The sequence below is a fragment of the Pseudodesulfovibrio sp. lm2024 genome, from assembly GCF_051175575.1.
Lineage (GTDB): Bacteria > Desulfobacterota > Desulfovibrionia > Desulfovibrionales > Desulfovibrionaceae > Pseudodesulfovibrio > Pseudodesulfovibrio caledoniensis.
On record NZ_CP195092.1, the window covers coordinates 280,046 to 297,003 of the forward strand.

A 16,958-nucleotide genomic window follows, 5' to 3' on the forward strand; every position below is an offset into this window, starting at 1 on the left:
TATGTCTATTGAATTGGAAATTGTTGTTGCGGCGAATAGCTTAACCGACCTTGAAGTTTGGGGAATTGTTTGTGACGTGTTGAGTGGGTACAATGCGATGCCAGACAAATTCCATGCATACGGGAAAGCATACGCTTTCCAAGGCGCTACCTCCCTTGTGAAAAGGCATGGTATTTTCCCAAGAACAGGCGAATACGAAATTCAGTCAGGGACTGTTACGGCATGGAAACATCAATTTGTATCTATCAAATCATTGTCGCCAGTCCCGAAGGTCCCTTGGGTGGCATGGGTGGACGCCTTTAAAAATAAGAGTATATTTTTGCAAGGCTGGCTTAGCGACAGTGAGTATACGGTGTGGCAAAATTGTACCGATATAGAGCATTGCACAAGACATGGACATGACCTGTCAAAGCTTTCAACAGTTCCCAATTCTTCCAGAATACCAAGCGCTCCAAGTCTATTGATTGACATCTCTGGGAATCCGGGACGGCGAACGCTCCGGATGGGGATTGTTGAGGCTGTAGGTAATATCATGTGGTTAGGCCCCGAGTTTTGGGAACGATCAGGTGCTAACAAGGCATCAGTGCTTAGCGAGGGCTGGATTGATAGTTGGGAAGAAGCTGATGGTGTCGTTGTTATCAAGGTGGCCGAGGCTGTGTTCACTGCAGAGAGTTCGCCAGAGCTCCAGCACCGTTTGCGCAGATTGTTGTATCCCTATACTTGGAACATCCCCGTTAAGTGGCGTAAATATAAAGGTTGGCGGCCTGTTGAGATCCCTTCTGAAGGACAACCATCTAGCTATGAAGACGAGGAGATTCAATTCCCTATTGTATTGGAAATACACGGTGAAAAAGGCGGGAAAAAAGGAATTTTCCGACTAACTCGAAAGAGCAGGGGGGAAACTGATATGGAATTTAATTCAGATCAAGAATAGACCAATAGCTGGAGGGGCTGGGGACACAATACTTATTTTAAGCTAAAGGAGCCTTATGGCGAGATTAGCGAGAGTCGTGGCGCCGGGGTATCCGCACCATGTTACACAACGCGGTAACCGCAGACAGCAAGTTTTCTTCTGTGAGTGATATTACCAAGTCTACATTGAGTTGATGCGTGAATGGTGCGCGAAACACGCGGTCTAGATAGTCACCCGCTACGATCTCGACGCCAGCTTGGAAGGCCTCAGCCGAGACCTGCCCTAGGCGCAGGAGTAGCAAGTTGCGAACTGGCCCGGCTTAGCCCGGGCCTTTCTTTTGCCCTTTGACATAGCCAGCCATCACCACCGCCGAAGGCGTGGTGGTCCAGTACAAGGAGACCGGCAGCGTCCAGGAAGACATTGCCCAGCTGGCCCAGGCTCCGGGCCTGGACCCGACCGCCTCGACGGGCGATTCCGCCAACGTCGGCATGGGCAAGGGCACCGGCTCCTCGGCCTGGGTGCACAACCAGACCTCGATCATCGGCAAGGAGCAGGTCGACATCCGCGTGGAGGACAACACCCACGTGGAGGGCGCGGTCATCGCCGCCGAAAACGGCAACCTGAAGCTCGATACCGATACGCTCACCTACAACGATATCCACGACCACGACAAGGCCTCGAACTACCAGGCCAGCCTGTCCGTCTCCAAGAGTGCGGAGAACGCCAAAAACAGCGCGAATCGCCAAGGCTCGGATAACGCGCAGGCCTCCGCCGACTCGTCCCAGGAAGGCGCGTCCAACGACGCCAACAAGGACGTCAAGCAGCAGGGCAACCCCTATTCGGGCACCCTGGACGGCTCCGCCTCCTCCCACGACCGCCGCCAGATCAACCGCGCCACCATCGGCGAAGGCGAAATCATCATCCGCTCCGACCCCGACGCCGGACTGGAGGGTCTGAACCGCGATCTGGCCAAGGCGCAGGAGATCACCAGGGACGAGAAGACCTCGGTTACGGTGTATGTGGATTTGAGCGCCATTGATGAGGTCGCGAGCGGGTTCAAGGGGATTCAGGAGAATACAAAGAAGACGGCCACTGCAATCAAAGACCTTATTGCAGACTTGAAAGGCAAGGATCAACTGACACCTGCAGAAATGACTTGGTTGAAAAATGGGATTGCCGAGGAGCTAAAAAAGTCGAACATTTGTGGTTCAGATAGATTGGCCGAAGAGATTGGTGGAGAAATTGGTGATAGAGTTGCGAAAGTTTATAACGACTTAAGGAAAAAGGGGTGTTCGAATTCAGCGGCATTGGCTGAAATTGAAAAAAGCTTTCAGGCTGTTGGGAAATGGGCGGATGAGAGCGTAACGAATAAGGTTGCCATAAAAAGTGTTGGTGGGCGCAACTATGTCATGCTTCCTAACAGAAATGGCAATGTAAATGTAGTCGCAGGGTTCGATGATGCGACTTTCGTCATTGGTGCCGTAGCTTGTCTCGCAACGATTGCTATCCTTTATAAAACGAACCCAGAGCTGGCCAAGCAGTTGGGAGATGGACTTGCTAATACCGTTGAATCCTTGGCGCCAAGCATTAACAAGAAGTTGACCGCCGTATCTGATTTGTATGCTTCATTGACGAATCAGGTCATTGTCCGTGTCCCAAAAGAGTTTGGAGATGGCGTATTTGAGGACACCCCTATGGATGTCTTGAAATATGACGAAGCGACAGGAACACCTACCAGAGTTAAGATAAAAGGTTCAAATAAGGTTTATGAAGTAACATATGACCCCAACTCGAAAATATGTTATCTTAATTACGGACAAAAGGATTTGGTCTATGAGGACGGGCATATTGTTGAGGCAACACATTCTCCCGGCAGCTTAAGCGAACAGGATAAGGAGGAAAATGGAGGGATTCCAGCCTCCACTCCAACCGACGGTGTTGATACATCCTTACCTGGTTCGGATAGTGATGCCGATGTCAACACCGGTCCAATCACGACTCCTGTAAGCGGAGAAGGTTCGGATTCCGTCCCGATATCCGAAGATCAGAATGGGCAGGTTGATGGCAGTGGTATTATTACTCAGGACGGTAATCCTGGGGCCAAAGCCAAGGAGATAACTCACAACAATCCTCTGACAGCCAAGAAAGGGGATGTGATCGCCACGCCGGATAATGATGAGGAATTGTTTGATAGAATAGGGAAAGGGAAATGGAAACATAAAAAATCTGGCGCGATTTATGAAAAAAGTACTTCAACCCATAAGGGCAAGAATGGAGAGTGGAAAGTGGGGCTAAAGAAGGGTAAGACGCCATCTCCTAGCAAGAAGATAACTGTTGATATCGACGGAACAGTGTTGACTATTAATAAATAAAGAGGTGTTATGGTGCTTCTGACACAAATTTTTGAAGATGTGATAAAGCAATGGCCAAAAGAGATTGTAATTAAAGACTGCATATTGTTTGATGATGGGAGATTTGTCTGCCCGTGTCTGGATAAACTTTTTTGGGATATAGATGAAGAATGTGTCCATGGGGAATGGGGCAGCTTGATGTGCTGGGGAATTTTTTGTGGGATAAAACAATATATCAAATTTTTAGAAGAACCATACCCATGCAAAATTAGCATCAATAAAATTGATATAGGGTATGCAATTTATAAAATCAATGAAAGCATCTATTCTAGTGACTCTGTTTACTGGTCAGAGCGCCACAAGTACGAAAACGATTTGCATACTTTGTACGAAAAATATTGGGGAGAAGGAAGGCCTCTAGATTAACAAGCAACGCGACACACGCTCAATACCCAAACCTTTAAGTAAGGATAGAATCGTCGAATCCTGCCCGTTCTTCTAATCTGGTGGAATTAGGGGGGGGGTAGGGGGATAGGGGATTAGGGGGACGCCTCCCTAATTGCCGACGTTGAATAAGTGGCGTTGATACGAAGTGGCATGCCAAGAGTTGCACGGATAGTAGTTCCAGGAGAACCCCACCACATTATTCAGCGTGGGAACCGACGCCTTCCGACTTTTTTCAAGGATGATGATTACATCCATTATTTGGAGAGCATGCGCTTTTGGTGTGACAAGCATGAAGTCGAAATATGGGCATATTGCTTGATGACAAATCATGTCCATTTAATTGCCACGCCGAAAACCGAGCAGGGCCTGAGTTTGGCTATTGGCGAAGCGCATAAACGCTATACTTGCCGAATCAATAAACGTGAAAAATGGACGGGACATCTGTGGCAAGGGAGGTTTTCCTCCTTTGCGATGGATGAAAAGTATCTTATCGCCGCCGCCCGATATGTAGAGCGAAACCCGGTTAGGGCGGGGATGGTCCCAAACGCCGCAGACTATCGATGGAGCAGCGCCCGAGCGCATTTGACAGGTATGGACGATGTGCTTGTGAAAACGGCTCCATTACTGTCGTTGGTTGATGATTGGGAGGTTTTTTTGGCAGAGGATACCAGTGATCGCGACCGTGACTTGTTAAGAGGACACGGGCGTACAGGCCGTCCTCTGGGAGGCAATCCGTTCTTCGACAAATTGCAGTCGATATTGGGGAAGGATGTAAGACCCAAAAAGCCTGGCCCAAGAAAGAGAATTAGGGAGGTGTCCCCCTAATTTTTTCCCCCGAATTCCTTCTTCTGTGAGGAAGATTACCAAGTCTATTTTGAATTGGTGCGTGAATAGTGCGCGAAACACGAGGCCGTGATAGTCACCTGCTCCGATTCCTATGCCATGGAATGCCTCAGCTGCGACTACGCCATGGCGCAGTTGATACCCGGGGGGCGAGAAGATCTCGGTTGTGTACGCCCGGGAAGTATTTGCCTGAAGTGCCGAGTAATTGGCGCAAGCACACGGAAGGCTGAAAGCCAAAGAAAAAGGATTCAAGCAGTAGGCTTGAATCCTTATGTTTTTGGTGCGCCAGGTAGGATTCGAACCCACGGCCGTCGGCTTAGAAGGCCGATGCTCTATCCACCTGAGCTACTGGCGCGCGTGGATGTCTCATTAATCAAGGCGGGCGGCAGAGGTCAAGGATATTCGGCGGGGGTTATTCGCCGATGATCTTGACCAGGACCCGTTTTCTGCGGCGGCCGTCGAACTCGCCGTAGAAGATGCGCTCCCAGGTGCCGAAGTCCAGTTTCCCCTCGGTCACGGCCACGACCACCTCGCGGCCCATGACCTGGCGCTTCATGTGCGCGTCCGCGTTGTCCTCGTACCCGTTGTGCCGGTACTGCGAGATCGGCTCGTGCGGGGCCAGCTTCTCCAGCCATACCTCGTAGTCGTGGTGCAGGCCGGACTCGTCGTCGTTGATAAAGACCGAGGCGGTGATGTGCATGGCGTTGACCAGGCACAGCCCCTCGCGGATGCCCGACTCGCGCAGGCACGCCTCCACGTCCTCGGTGATGTTCACAAACGCCCGGCGCGTCGGGACCTCGAAAAAGAGTTCTTTGCGATAGGATTTCATGACGTTCTCGCGGTTGTTATCCGGACAGGGCGCGTCCGTCCGCCTTCAAGAGGTGGCTCTGGTCTTCCGGGTCGGCGAGCCAGTCCTGATAGCTGGACCGGTACCGCGCCATGATTTTTCCCCGGTTGTCCTCGAACCACTTCATCGACTCCGGGGTGTTCTGCACGAAGGAGCATTCGGCCAGGTCATCCTTGAAATCCTGGGTGTCGAGCTGCGACGCGGTGACGGGCTCGAGGGAGAATCTGGTTTTCATGAATCCCAGGTGGGGCTCGACGATCACGTAGTAGATGTGGTTGGCCGCCAGATCGGCCTTCAGGTAGTCGGTGTTCTCCCTCATGATCATGAACAGATGCTCGCCGGGGGAGGTCTGGAAGGCGATCTTGTAGTTGGTGGACACGATGCCGATGAATTCCGGGGTCTCGTTGTCGTATTGGACCGCATAGGACTGGACGGCCCCGCCGAAGGCGGACGGCCGCATGAATACCACCGTGGATTTGTCAGGGGAAGCGGTGTAGGGCGCAACGCCTTCGGGCAATTGCATCATCTGGGACGAGGCGCAGCCCGTCAGGAGCAGGAGGGAGAAAAGGACCAGGGCATGGATACAGCGTTTCATAGGGCATCTCCGGTTACCGGTTTTTGGTGCGATGCTATAGAAATGTTAATTTGCTGTCCATCAATGCTGTCTATGTGCTCATGCGTCTAGGCGACCGAATCGTGCCGGGGCATCGACGCAAAAACGTCGTTCCGTTGCAACCAACGGGGCGCTTGGAGCGTATACAGAAGGGCGCAGCTTGTGGTTGGCCCCGGGAAACCGTGACCGGCCGGGATCGGGCGCAGAAAAAACTTGCATTCGCCGACGATTCATATACAAGCTCGGCTCAATTGGCCCGGCGCAAATGGATTGACCGATCCAGTGCGACGGGCGCGCGGGACGCCCCTGGGGTATGCACTCCCCCGGATGCGGCTCCCGCCGGGTTCGCGCCATGTCGGCGTGGGCCAACCGTACCAAGGGGGTTTTATGTTTTTTGTTGAAGGCTGGACGGGTTGTCCGGCCGCCAAGGCAAGGAGGTGTTTCGGTCACTGAACCATTTAATCACGAGGTGTTGATGAATGAACACTGTCGGTGTGCATTGTATTCTTGAACTCAAAGGTTGTCCTTCCCATCTGCTCGACGACGAGCAGCTCATTCTCGAAACCATGATCTCCGCTTCCCAGCGGGCCATGTCCACCCTGCTCGACATCACGAGCCATAAATTCGAGCCCCAGGGAGTCACCGCCCTGGCCCTGCTCGCGGAATCCCATATTTCCATCCACACCTGGCCCGAATCGGGCTATGCGGCCGTGGATATCTTCACCTGCGGCGAAACCGCCAAGCCCAGGCTCGCCTGCGAATATTTCGTCAGCGAGTTTCAGGCCGCGGACCACACCCTGACCGTGCTGCCGCGCGGCAACGGCTGCGGGTGCCACCATCCCCTGACCCCGAAAGAGGAGGCGACGCTGTGGCAGGTTCGAGGCTGAGTAGCGACTATTGGATCACTGAATACATGACCGAGGACGACGTCCACCTCCATGGGGTGGAGCAGATCCTCGAGTTCAAGCGGACCGAATACCAGGAGATGTCCATCGTCCGCTCCAAGACCTTCGGCGCGGGCCTGGTCCTGGACGGCAAGTGGCAGGTCTCCGAACGCGACGAGTTCCTCTACCACGAGCCGCTCGTCCATACCGCCCTGTACCAGCACGGCGCGCCCTCGCGCGTTCTGGTCCTGGGCGGCGCGGACGGCGGGGCAGTGCGCGAGGTCCTCAAGTGGAAGTCCGTGACCAAGGCCGTCCAGGTGGAGATCGACAAGGTCGTGTACGACGCCTGCCAGGAGCACCTGGCCGGCATCCACCAGGGCTGCTTCCAGAATCCGCGCGCCGAGATCCGCTTTGGCGACGCTTTCGAAGTGCTCGAAAAGGAGGGCGGCTCCTGGGACGTGATCGTCTGCGACCTGTCCGACCCGCTCGAGGACAGCCCGGCCATGGACCTCTTCACCAGGGAGTTCTTCACCACCTGCCGCGAGGCCCTGGCCCCGGGCGGCGTGTTCGTCATCCAGGCGGGCCCTGTCACGCCCCCGTTCGACGACGGCCACGCCCGCATCGTGCGCTCCCTGGGCACCGTGTTCGAGAACGTCACCCACTTCTTCTCCTGCACCCCCACCTACGTGGTCCCGCTCGGCTTCGCCCTGGGCTCGCTCAAGCCCATCGACACCGACCCGGAGCCCGCCAAGGTGGACGCTTTCCTGGCCGAAAAAGTGGACGGCGAACTCAAGTTCTTCGACGGCATCGCCCTGCGCGGACTCATGAGCCCGCCCAAATACCTGCGCGACAAAGTGGCCAAGGGAGAAACCCTGTCCACCCTCGACGACCCGGCCCGCTATACCGGTACCGGCGTCAAGTCCTAGGCGCGCGCATAGTATATAAGAGGCCGGGCCGGTGCATGCGCACCGGCCCGGCCTTTTTTGATGCCTCCGGCGGCCAGAGGGGGAAACTTTCGAGAAAGTTTCCCCCTCTGGACTCCCCCTTCAAAGCTTTTTGTGTGCCTTCGGCAGGGGCGTGCGGGCGCGGGGAGAAGGATGAATCATCGTTTGTGACTACCGCGAAGCGGCACAGAAAGTTTAGGAGGGTGAGAGGGGATGGGGGGGGGCGGGGGAGGCGTCTTACCGCTTTTCCCAGTCTTGTACGTCGCCCTTGATCAGGACGAACAGGGGGTGGGGTGCCGGGCGTAGATTACGTGAGTCCTCGAACCGTTCGGGGTCTCGTCGGTCGAGCTTATTGAGCAGGTGGCGCCATTCGTAGTCGAGCTGGCCGGTGGTTTCCTGGATGGGCGCGGCCTGGGCGTGCTCGTCTATTTTTGAGGCGTCGAAGTTGTAGCCCCGGTTGCGGGCTTCATTGAGCACGGCCGCGAGAAAGACGTCGATGGCCGACAGCGGGTCGGGGTGGTTGCGGAAGCGGATGAGTTGGGGGTGGTTGGTGTAGCCCCTGGTCTGGCCGCGCAGGACCTTGCGGGCCAGCAGGCCTTCGCGCCACGCGGCGGTCAGTCCCTTGGCGTCCAGGAAGCGGGGGTGGACGGTCCACAGCCGCATGGCGGACTACCTCGTCTCGGCCAGGTAGCCCAGTTCGCGGGCAAAGTCGTCGGTTTCGGCGGGCAGGCCGTGGAGCAGGTGGCCCAGGCGCATCATCTCCCCGGCCGGGAAGTCCTTCTGCCAGCGGGCGTAGTAGCCGGTGAAGCCGTACATCCAGAGCAGCTCCGAGGCCTGGGTGAAGACCTGGCGGGCGAACTCGTCCCAGGTGGTGGAGGTCTCGATCTTCCAGACGGGATACTCCTCGCCGCCTACTTCGCGCTTGCCCTTGAAGTCGACCATGATGTCGAGCACGCCGCCGGGCCGGGGGGTGACCACCCAGTAGTAGAGCCAACCCTCGCCGCCCCATTCGAATTCGGTGTGTCGGTAGTCCGCCTCCATGTCCGTGGGCGCGTCGAGCCCGCGCACGTCGCACAGGCAGCGGAACAGGTCTTTGATGGGCTCGGAAAAGTTGGAATTGACGCTCAGGTCGAAGTGGGAATCGTTTGACACCAACCGGGCCTCCAGCCACCCGGCCCGCGCTTCGGTAAGGAAGATTTCAAAACGATTATCAGACATCCCGTCCTCCATGTCACAGTCTCCCGGCACACTACACAACTCGCCGGGGATAGGCAAAGGCAGAGTGGGTGAAAGCCGCGCCCGCCGGTGCCGAATCCTTGCCAAAAAAGGGTTTACAGGGTCCTATATTTCCGCTACGTACATGACTCTTCTTAGTATGGGAGAATAGCTGATTCATAACTTGTTTGAATTGTTTATTTTCCTCAAAAGGAGCGTAAAGATGTCGGGATCGGCCGTGAAGGCCGACCTTGCGAACGGGGCTCGCCTGCCTCGGAAACGATGACCCGCCAGCACGGAACCAGCATCTTGAAAATATACGTTAAAACTACTTTGCCCGAGGTCCGTTGTGGAGGTAACCCATGGAAAAAACTAACGAATCTGTTGAAATGCCTGAGATGGAAATGAACTTTGCCGATGCTCTTGACGAGTATCTGAACTCCGATTTCGGAGATCTGGACGAAGGGACCATCGTCGCGGGTGAAGTCGTCAAGGTCGACAAGGACTACGTGCTGGTCGACGTGAACTTCAAGTCCGAAGGCCAAATCCCCGTTTCCGAATTCACCGAGCCGGACGGCACCGTGTCCGTGTCCGTCGGTGAGAAGGTCGACGTGTTCGTCGCCCGCAAGAACGAAGCCGAAGGCACCATCTACTTGTCCCGTGACAAGGCCAAGCGGATGCAGCTTTTTGATAAACTGGAAGAGCTCCAGGAGAAGGACGGCGAAGTCGTCGGCCGCATCATCCGCCGCATCAAGGGCGGCTACACCGTCGACCTCGGCGGAGTCGAGGCGTTCCTGCCCGGTTCCCACGTCGACCTCCGTCCGGTTCCGGACATGGACGCCCTGGTCAACCAGGAGTTCGATTTCAAGATCCTGAAGATCAACCGCCGCCGTTCCAACGTCATCGTGTCCCGCCGCGTGCTCCTCGAGGAGATGCGTTCCGAGCAGCGCGACAAGCTGCTGGAGACCCTCGAAGAGGGCCAGGTGGTGCAGGGCAAGGTCAAGAACATCACCGAGTACGGCGTGTTCATCGACCTGGGCGGCCTCGACGGCCTGCTGCACATCACCGACATGTCCTGGAAGCGCATCAAGCATCCCAAGGAGATGGTCGGCCTGGGCGACGATCTGGAACTGAAGATCCTCAACTTCGACCGTGAAGGCCAGAAGGTCTCCCTGGGTCTCAAGCAGCTCGTCCCCGATCCGTGGGAGAACATCGCCGAGAAGTACCCCGAGGGTTCCCGCTTCACCGGCGTCATCACCAACCTGGCCGACTACGGCGCGTTCGTCGAGCTGGAGAACGGCGTGGAAGGATTGGTCCACATCTCCGAGATGTCCTGGACCCGCAAGCTCCGCCACCCCTCCCAGATGGTCAAGGTCGGCGAGGAAGTCGAAGTCATCGTCCTGGGCGTCGACCCCGAGAAGAAGCGCATCAGCCTCGGCATGAAGCAGATCTCCCCGAACCCGTGGGATGTGGTGGCCGAGAAGTATCCCGAGGGCACCGTCCTCGAGGGCGCCATCAAGAACATCACCGAGTTCGGCGTGTTCATCGGCATCGAGGAGGGCATCGACGGCCTGATCCACGTGTCCGACATCTCCTGGACCAAGAAGATCCGCCACCCCTCCGAGGTCTACAAGGCCGGTGACTCCGTCCAGGCCAAGGTCCTCACCGTGGACAAGGAGAACGAGAAGTTCACCCTGGGCGTGAAGCAGCTGACCGAAGACCCGTGGACCCAGGTCCCGGCCAAGTACCCCGTGGGCCAGAAGGTCAACGGCGTGGTCACCAACATCACCGACTTCGGTCTCTTCGTCGAGGTCGAGGAAGGCATCGAGGGCCTGGTGCACGTCTCCGAGATCAGCCGCAAGAAGATCAAGTCCCCCTCCGAGATGTTTAAGGAAGGCGACACCATCGAGGCCAAGGTCATCCACGTGTCCGCGGACGAGCGCCGTCTGGGCCTGTCCATCAAGCAGACCAAGGAAGAGCCCGCCCGCGCCGGCGGCGGCAAGTCCAAGTCCTTTGGCGGCGACAGCGTGAGCGCCGGTTCCACCCTGGGCGACCTGCTTCGCGAGAAGCTGGAGGAAGCCGCCGGTGACGCCCTGGCCGCCGCCGAAGAGGAAGAAGCCGTGGCTGCCGCTCCCGTCGAGGAAGTCGAGGAAGCCCCGGTGGAAGAGGTTGTCGAATCCGAAGCTCCGGCCGAGGAAGCCGCTGCCGAGGAAGAAGAGACCAAGTAAGGCAAAAACGTCATGCGCATGGCAGGGACCAAAGACCGTTTCTCCCAGCGCCACCCCCTTCTGTTCGGGGTGATGATGATCATACTGGCCATGGCCCTCATTACGGGGGTCATGGCCTTTTTCCGTTCCATGGGCTGGATGCCGGGGACCTTCGCCCTGTCCGGCGACAAGATCGGCGTCGTCCACGTTGACGGCATGATCGTGGACGCCTCCCCGGTGGTCTCGTTCATCCGCACCCTGGAGGATGATGATTCGGTCAAGGGCGTGCTGCTGCGGGTCAACTCCCCGGGCGGAGCCATCGCTCCTTCCCAGGAGATCTACGCCGCGGTCAAGAAGCTCAACGAGGCCAAGCCGGTCATCGCCTCCTACGGCACGGTGGCTGCGTCCGGCGGCTACTACTCGTCCTGCCCGGCCCGGCTGATCTACGCCAATCCGGGGTCCATCACCGCCTCCATCGGGGTCATGGCCGAGTTCGTCACCGTGGCCGACGCCATGGAGAAGTTCGGCATCAAGCCCGAGGTGCTGACCACCGGCAAGTACAAGGCCGCGGGCACGCCCCTGCGCAACCTGACCGACGCCCAGCGCGAGCAGATGCTCGACCTCATGCAGGATCTCCACGACCAGTTCGTGGACCATGTGGCCGAGGCGCGCGGCATGGACCGCGCCCGGGTGGCCGCCATAGCCGACGGCCGCGCCGTGACCGGACGCCAGGCCGTGTCCCTCGGGCTGGTGGACCGCATCGGCACCCAGGCCGACGCCATCGCCGAACTCAAGACCGAGTCCGGCATCACGGGCCGCGCCCGGCTGGTCGAAGGGCCGGTCGAGGAGCGCACCTTTGTCCAGCAGCTGATGGGCTCCCTCAAGATCGATCTCTCGTCCAGTCTGCCTCAGGGCTGGTCATTCTTCTATAAATAGGCGGGCAAAGCGCCCGGATGCGGATGGGCCGTGGAGTGGCCGGGAGCGCGGGCGCGCCCCGCGTTCTTCTGTTGCGCCCGCGTTCGTGTCGCGGCCGATCAGGCCCGTATGCGGGAGGGATGCCCGCCTGCGCTATTGCGGCAGGGTCACGACCACGCTGGTCTCGCCCGGCGTGCCGGTCTCGACTGCGATGTCGCCGCCGTGGGTGCGGGCGATGAGCCGGGCGGAATAGGTGCCCAGGCCCGATCCCCGCGCCGGGCTGGAGGTGGAGTACTTGTCAAAAAAGGTCTCGCGCACGGACAGGGGCACTTCGCCCTGGTTGCGGATGGTCACGGTCAAACCGTCGTCCTTGTCCAGGACGATGGACACGGAGCCGGTCTCCGGGGAGGCCTCCAGGGCGTTGGTCACCAGGTTGGCGAGCATGGAGTGGAAGAGCTCGGCGTCGGCGGACACGGGCAGGGTGCCGTTCTCTGCGCCGCCCAGGACCTCGATGCCCACGCTGATGCCCTTTTCGCTGATGTGGGGCAGCGCCTCGGCCTTGATCTTTTCCAGGACCTCGAGGACGTCCACGGTGGTCCGGTCCAGGACGTAGGTGCCGCATTCCATCTTGTACAGGTCAAGGGAACGGTTGATCAGTTCGAGCATGGTGGAGCCCGCGTTCTCGATGGTCCCGAGCATGGCCTCCTGGGCCGCGTTCAGGTTACCGTGGCGGCGGATCTCCTCGGGCAGGCCGATGACCGCGCCCAGCGGGGTCTTGAGGTCGTGCCTGGCCATGCGCTCCACGTCCTCGCGCAACGCCTCGGCCAGCTTGCGGTCGGTGATGTCGCGGCTCACGCCCTGCAGGCCGATGCGCTCGCCTTCTTCGGAGAAGAGGATGCCCAGGTGGGATTCGAGCCAGACCGAGCCGCCCTCCGCGCAGGTGAACTCCAGGTCCTCGGTGACCGAGGCCTGCGAGCCCTGGGCGTCGGCCAGGTCGTCGAGCACGCGCAGGATGTCCTTGAACCGGGTCTTGGACGCCGGGGTCAGGAATTCCTGGATATAGCGGCCGAGCACGTCCGAGCGCTTGAAGCCCCGCACGGTCTCGTCCGACGGGCTGACGAATGTGAAACGGTAGTCCGCGTCCAACCCCCAGATGATGTCGGTCACGTTCTCGGCCAGCAGGCGGTACTGCTTCTCGCGCTGGCGCAGGGCCTCCTCCATGAGCTTGCGGTCGGTGATGTCCGTGCCCACGCACAAGAGGCCGACGGACGTCCCGTCCTTGGCGCGCACCGAGTCGTTGGCCCAGGCCACCCAGACGATCTCGCCATTCTTGCGCACGTTCATGGTCTCGTTGAACGGGTGGGCCGAGGGGTTCAGGAGCAGGCGGGCGAGGTAGCGGCGCATGGAGCGGCCCTCCAGGGTCCTGCGCGGGACCAGGGTGCCGACCAGGGGTTTGCCCAGCAGCTCGCCGGGTTCGTACCCGTAGAAGTCCTCGGCGTATTCGTTGCAGAAGACGATGTCGCCGTCCATGTTGATGCGCATGATGATGGACTTGGCGTTGTGCACCAGCTGGTAGTAGCGCTCGCGGTCCTTGAGGCGGCCCATGAGGATGACGGCCACGGCCCACAGGGAGGCCGGAATGAGCACGATGGCCAGCAGCCCGAAGCCGAGGATGTAGTTGGCGTAGGGTGAGGCGGACCAGCCGCCGCGCGGGGCCGCAGACAGGAGCCATTCGTCGGACGGGACGTAGACGGTGCGCTCCATGGGGGCCATCTCGAAAACCACGGGATCGCCCGCGAGCTCGGGGTTTCGGCCCTCCAGCGGCCGTTTGTCGCGCAGGGCCAGGAGGACGTCGCCGGACAGGCCGATGTTGGCCGTGCGATACAGGGCCATGGCGTCGAGGTGGATGCTGATCATGCCCCAGTAGCCTTCCGGATGCGGCTTGCCGGGCAGAAAGACCGGGGCCAGGATGACGATCTCCTCGCTCTCGATGGAGTCCCCGTTGGGGGTCAGGATCTGCCTTCGCCCGGTGGTTTTGGCCCGCTTGAGCAGGGTGCGCTGGGCCATGGGGCCGATCTGGCTCAACGGGCGGCCAAAGGTCTTGTCCGCGCTCCAGGAGGGGTAGGCGTGGGAAACGGTGTCGTCCTTGGCCAGTTGCAGGGAGCTGACCGCGGGCATGTTCACCAGCAGGGCGTCGGCCAGCACGGCGAACTGGGACTGGTTCAGGCCCGGATTGACCTTGAGAAAGGCCTCCATGGCGCTGGCCAGGTGAATCCCGGAGCCGATGGCCGCGTCCAGGCTGGCCTTGCTCTCGTTCAGGGACTGGACCACCCGGGCGCGGACCTGCTGGGCGTGGTAGTCCTGATCCGCATGGTAACCGACGTAGACCATCACGGCGACGATGAGGCCGATGAACGGGGGGATCAGGTAGGTGGTGCGCTTGAGCATGGGGACAGCCATCCGTTGTTAACGGCCGCGTATCGCGCCGCGTATCCGTCCTCATATCAAAAGGACGGGCGAATTGAAACGGATGAGAGGGTCCCGGCGAGGATCAGCCGCCGACCTTGGCCAGGACGGCGTCGGCCCCGTCGATGGCGGGACGCGGGATGGACAGCAGGGACTCGTCCGGGGAGAAGAAGGTCACGGCCCGCCGCTCCAGGCGCATCTCGCGCACCCGGCGGAGATTGCCGCTGCCGATGGGGTCGAAGGCCACGGCCGGGGACAGGTCCGGGCCGTTCAGGAAATCGAAGACCAGGTTTTCGGACAGGGAGAACATGTCGTCGAGCTGGCGGTTGACCTTGGAGGAGTGCAGCAGCCGTTCGGCCAGCCGCAGGGAGTCAGTCCAGGACTTGCGCCCGGTCAGGGACAGGCTGCCCTTGAGCAGCTGTTTCTTGACCAGGAAGGGGAACCTGCGGCGGTCCATGGCCGTGAGCAGGGAGTCGTCCTGGACGCGGTTGGGCATGCGCAGAAGGCACAGGGCGGTCTCCTGCTCGTTGCGGAAGCGGCGGTCGGCCTGGGCCTCCACGTAGACGTGGGAGAGTTTGGAGCCGGACTTCATGGCCGCCAGGGCGTTGGGCACGAAATAGTTGTGGGCCACCACATCGGCGGCCAGGTGGGTCAGGTAGCCGTAGGCGTAGGCCGCCACGCGGGTGTCCCCGGCGGACTTGAGCAGCTTGAAACCGGTCACCCAGTTGTGGCTGTGGCCGGGCTTGATCCGGGTGCCTTTGCCGATGAAGATGTCCGCGGACAGGGAGCCGTACAGGAAGGCCTCGCGGTGGCGCGAGATGATCGCGGCCAGCAGCGGGGGCAGGCAGCCGAGATTGGACAGCACGGCGTTGCCCAGGGCCAGATGCACCCCGGGGCCCCAGGCAAGGGCCTGGTCGGGCAAAAGCGCCACGAAAAGGCAGGCAAGGATCAGGACAAGCTTCATCAAATAGGGTCTCTCCGAAAGGAGAGGTAAGTGTCTGCCCCGAAAAGTCAACGATAATCGTGCGAAGATTCCCCTCCGGGAAAAGGCTGTTTCGGCAACATGCCGTTCCGTCTGGATAAAGGACTGGAGCGGGTTTTCAGTCTTTTGGGGCGGTCGCCGCCCCGGCCGCGAAAACGCCGGGCGTCATGCCCATGACCTTGCGGAAACAGCGGGTCATGTGGCTCTGGTCCGAGAACCCCGCCTCGGCCGCGCTCTCGGCCAGGCCCAATCCCCTGCGGATGCACGCCTTGGCCATCCGAACCCGTTGCAGGACCTGGTATTCGTGCGGGGGCATGCCCACGGCGCGGGCGAAGAGCCGGTTCAAGCGGCACGGGCTGTACCCGGCAAGGCGGGCCAGGTCCTCGAGGCGGACGTCCTCGGCGCAGGCCGTTTCCAGATGGCGGCGGACCACGGCAATGCGCTCGGGCTCCGCGTCTTCGTCACGTGTGGAGCGGTCCCGTTCCCGGCATAGGGGGGCCATGACCGCGAGCAGGGCGGCCTGCCGCTCCAGGTGCGAGGCCGCGCGCCCGGCCAGTTCGGCCAGCCGGAGCACGTCCCCGAAACGGATGGGGTCGTCGACCACGGCGGGCCGGTCCGGGGCGAGGCTCGGGGTCAGCCCGGCTGCATGGAAACAGGCCGGGGCCAGGCTGACCATGACGTATTCGCTCCTGCCCGCGTCCGGGCAGACGTGGGCCAGGCCGGACGGAATGACCAGGACCTGCCCGGCCACGGCCTCGCATCCGCCGCCCGGCCCCCGGACAGTGCGCGTCCCGGACAGGACCGCGCCCACGCATACGGACTGGTGGGCGTGGCGCGCGGCGGTGGCCGCCGCGCCCGCATGGCGGACCACGCCGACCCCTTCCAGGCCCGGAATCTCGCTGTATTCGGTGATGCGCTCTCCCATGGACGTCCTTTGTCAGAGCAGGGCGGGCACGAACTTGGCCAGCAGTCGGAGCCCGTCCTTTCCGGCCCGCACCCGATGGGGGGCGTTCTGCGGAATGACCGCGACACGCCCCGGTTCATAGGGGATGGCGCTGCCTTCGAGCAGGCATTCGCCGTCGCCTCCGGCCACCTCGTGCAGTTCCCAGCTGGTTTCGTGGACATGGTCGCCGATTTCCGCGCCGGGTTCAAGGCGGACCAGGTGGGCGCTGAACGCGCCGCCGGTTTCGGCTCCGGTGATCAGGTGTTTGAGGGCCACCCCGGCAAAGGTGGGGTGCTGGCGCCACGGCAGGTCCGTGGCGGATTTGGCCGCGCCGTCGGCGGTCACGGCGCCGTTGTCGAACAGGGTGAAGAGTTGCATGATGCCTCCT

At 60.0% G+C, this 16,958-nt stretch carries 16 protein-coding genes and 1 tRNA gene; 8 read left to right on the forward strand and 9 right to left on the reverse strand.

Annotated elements, in window-relative coordinates; translation table 11 throughout:
• Position 1 precedes the first annotated feature (1 nt).
• From ACR42D_RS01250 to ACR42D_RS01265, 4 genes are all read left to right on the forward strand, one after another.
• Positions 2–934, forward strand: coding sequence for a hypothetical protein (locus ACR42D_RS01250; protein WP_484565060.1), 933 nt, complete (start codon positions 2–4; stop codon positions 932–934).
• Between the two features lie 359 nt (positions 935–1,293).
• Positions 1,294–3,285 (forward strand): hypothetical protein, encoded by a 1,992-nt coding sequence (locus ACR42D_RS01255; protein ID WP_484565061.1) that lies wholly within the window; start codon positions 1,294–1,296, stop codon positions 3,283–3,285.
• A 9-nt stretch (positions 3,286–3,294) separates the two neighbouring features.
• A complete protein-coding gene (locus tag ACR42D_RS01260) occupies positions 3,295–3,690 on the forward strand; it encodes a hypothetical protein (protein WP_484565062.1) in 396 nt (131 codons plus the stop codon).
• Positions 3,691–3,861: 171 nt separating this feature from the next.
• A complete protein-coding gene (locus ACR42D_RS01265; protein WP_484565063.1) occupies positions 3,862–4,536 on the forward strand; it encodes a transposase in 675 nt (224 codons plus the stop codon).
• A 296-nt stretch (positions 4,537–4,832) separates the two neighbouring features.
• Here ACR42D_RS01265 and ACR42D_RS01270 read toward each other — a convergent pair.
• From ACR42D_RS01270 to ACR42D_RS01280, 3 genes are all read right to left on the reverse strand, one after another.
• Positions 4,833–4,909, reverse strand: a tRNA-Arg gene (locus ACR42D_RS01270).
• A 57-nt stretch (positions 4,910–4,966) separates the two neighbouring features.
• The gene (locus ACR42D_RS01275; RefSeq protein WP_484565064.1) at positions 4,967–5,383 is read right to left on the reverse strand and encodes a secondary thiamine-phosphate synthase enzyme YjbQ; all 417 of its coding nucleotides are present in this window, start codon (positions 5,381–5,383) and stop codon (positions 4,967–4,969) included.
• A 16-nt stretch (positions 5,384–5,399) separates the two neighbouring features.
• Positions 5,400–5,996: a hypothetical protein gene (locus ACR42D_RS01280; RefSeq protein ID WP_484565065.1), complete on the reverse strand. Its 597-nt coding sequence runs from the start codon at positions 5,994–5,996 to the stop codon at positions 5,400–5,402.
• A 497-nt stretch (positions 5,997–6,493) separates the two neighbouring features.
• On the opposite strand from ACR42D_RS01280, the gene speD reads away from it, so the two are divergent.
• Positions 6,494–6,901, forward strand: coding sequence for an adenosylmethionine decarboxylase (speD, locus tag ACR42D_RS01285; RefSeq protein ID WP_484565066.1), 408 nt, complete (start codon positions 6,494–6,496; stop codon positions 6,899–6,901).
• On the forward strand, positions 6,883–7,824 hold the full coding sequence (locus ACR42D_RS01290) for a spermine/spermidine synthase domain-containing protein (protein ID WP_484565067.1): 942 nt from the start codon (positions 6,883–6,885) through the stop codon (positions 7,822–7,824). The genes speD and ACR42D_RS01290 overlap by 19 nt, the downstream gene beginning before the upstream one ends.
• A 255-nt stretch (positions 7,825–8,079) precedes the next feature.
• Here ACR42D_RS01290 and ACR42D_RS01295 read toward each other — a convergent pair whose 3' ends face one another.
• Both ACR42D_RS01295 and ACR42D_RS01300 read right to left on the reverse strand, forming a co-directional pair.
• On the reverse strand, positions 8,080–8,505 hold the full coding sequence (locus tag ACR42D_RS01295; protein ID WP_484565068.1) for a pyrimidine dimer DNA glycosylase/endonuclease V: 426 nt from the start codon (positions 8,503–8,505) through the stop codon (positions 8,080–8,082).
• A gap of 6 nt (positions 8,506–8,511) precedes the next feature.
• Positions 8,512–9,060: a hypothetical protein gene (locus ACR42D_RS01300; RefSeq protein ID WP_484565069.1), complete on the reverse strand. Its 549-nt coding sequence runs from the start codon at positions 9,058–9,060 to the stop codon at positions 8,512–8,514.
• A 359-nt stretch (positions 9,061–9,419) separates the two neighbouring features.
• Between ACR42D_RS01300 and ACR42D_RS01305 the strand changes: the two genes are divergently transcribed.
• Positions 9,420–11,285: a 30S ribosomal protein S1 gene (locus ACR42D_RS01305; RefSeq protein ID WP_484565070.1), complete on the forward strand. Its 1,866-nt coding sequence runs from the start codon at positions 9,420–9,422 to the stop codon at positions 11,283–11,285.
• Between the two features lie 18 nt (positions 11,286–11,303).
• The gene (gene sppA / locus ACR42D_RS01310; protein WP_484565071.1) at positions 11,304–12,200 is read left to right on the forward strand and encodes a signal peptide peptidase SppA; all 897 of its coding nucleotides are present in this window, start codon (positions 11,304–11,306) and stop codon (positions 12,198–12,200) included.
• A 132-nt stretch (positions 12,201–12,332) separates the two neighbouring features.
• Here the strand turns inward: sppA and ACR42D_RS01315 are convergent, their stop codons facing one another.
• The 4 genes from ACR42D_RS01315 to ACR42D_RS01330 form a co-directional block, all read right to left on the reverse strand.
• Positions 12,333–14,627 (reverse strand): PAS domain S-box protein, encoded by a 2,295-nt coding sequence (locus ACR42D_RS01315; protein WP_484565072.1) that lies wholly within the window; start codon positions 14,625–14,627, stop codon positions 12,333–12,335.
• A 103-nt stretch (positions 14,628–14,730) separates the two neighbouring features.
• Positions 14,731–15,609, reverse strand: coding sequence for a zinc dependent phospholipase C family protein (locus ACR42D_RS01320; protein WP_484565073.1), 879 nt, complete (start codon positions 15,607–15,609; stop codon positions 14,731–14,733).
• A 136-nt stretch (positions 15,610–15,745) separates the two neighbouring features.
• A complete protein-coding gene (locus ACR42D_RS01325; RefSeq protein ID WP_484565074.1) occupies positions 15,746–16,552 on the reverse strand; it encodes a helix-turn-helix domain-containing protein in 807 nt (268 codons plus the stop codon).
• 12 nt (positions 16,553–16,564) lie between these two features.
• A complete protein-coding gene (locus tag ACR42D_RS01330) occupies positions 16,565–16,948 on the reverse strand; it encodes a cupin domain-containing protein (protein ID WP_484565075.1) in 384 nt (127 codons plus the stop codon).
• Positions 16,949–16,958 lie beyond the last annotated feature (10 nt).

Coding starts and splice junctions, on each gene's coding strand:
- ACR42D_RS01265 (WP_484565063.1), top strand. CDS start 3,862: ATGCCAAGAGTTGCACGGATAGTAGTTCCAGGAGAACCCCACCACATT.
- ACR42D_RS01325 (WP_484565074.1), bottom strand. CDS start 16,552: ATGGGAGAGCGCATCACCGAATACAGCGAGATTCCGGGCCTGGAAGGG.
- speD (WP_484565066.1), top strand. CDS start 6,494: ATGAACACTGTCGGTGTGCATTGTATTCTTGAACTCAAAGGTTGTCCT.
- ACR42D_RS01280 (WP_484565065.1), bottom strand. CDS start 5,996: ATGAAACGCTGTATCCATGCCCTGGTCCTTTTCTCCCTCCTGCTCCTG.
- sppA (WP_484565071.1), top strand. CDS start 11,304: ATGGCAGGGACCAAAGACCGTTTCTCCCAGCGCCACCCCCTTCTGTTC.
- ACR42D_RS01260 (WP_484565062.1), top strand. CDS start 3,295: ATGGTGCTTCTGACACAAATTTTTGAAGATGTGATAAAGCAATGGCCA.
- ACR42D_RS01250 (WP_484565060.1), top strand. CDS start 2: ATGTCTATTGAATTGGAAATTGTTGTTGCGGCGAATAGCTTAACCGAC.
- ACR42D_RS01330 (WP_484565075.1), bottom strand. CDS start 16,948: ATGCAACTCTTCACCCTGTTCGACAACGGCGCCGTGACCGCCGACGGC.
- ACR42D_RS01320 (WP_484565073.1), bottom strand. CDS start 15,609: ATGAAGCTTGTCCTGATCCTTGCCTGCCTTTTCGTGGCGCTTTTGCCC.
- ACR42D_RS01305 (WP_484565070.1), top strand. CDS start 9,420: ATGGAAAAAACTAACGAATCTGTTGAAATGCCTGAGATGGAAATGAAC.
- ACR42D_RS01315 (WP_484565072.1), bottom strand. CDS start 14,627: ATGCTCAAGCGCACCACCTACCTGATCCCCCCGTTCATCGGCCTCATC.
- ACR42D_RS01295 (WP_484565068.1), bottom strand. CDS start 8,505: ATGCGGCTGTGGACCGTCCACCCCCGCTTCCTGGACGCCAAGGGACTG.
- ACR42D_RS01300 (WP_484565069.1), bottom strand. CDS start 9,060: ATGTCTGATAATCGTTTTGAAATCTTCCTTACCGAAGCGCGGGCCGGG.
- ACR42D_RS01275 (WP_484565064.1), bottom strand. CDS start 5,383: ATGAAATCCTATCGCAAAGAACTCTTTTTCGAGGTCCCGACGCGCCGG.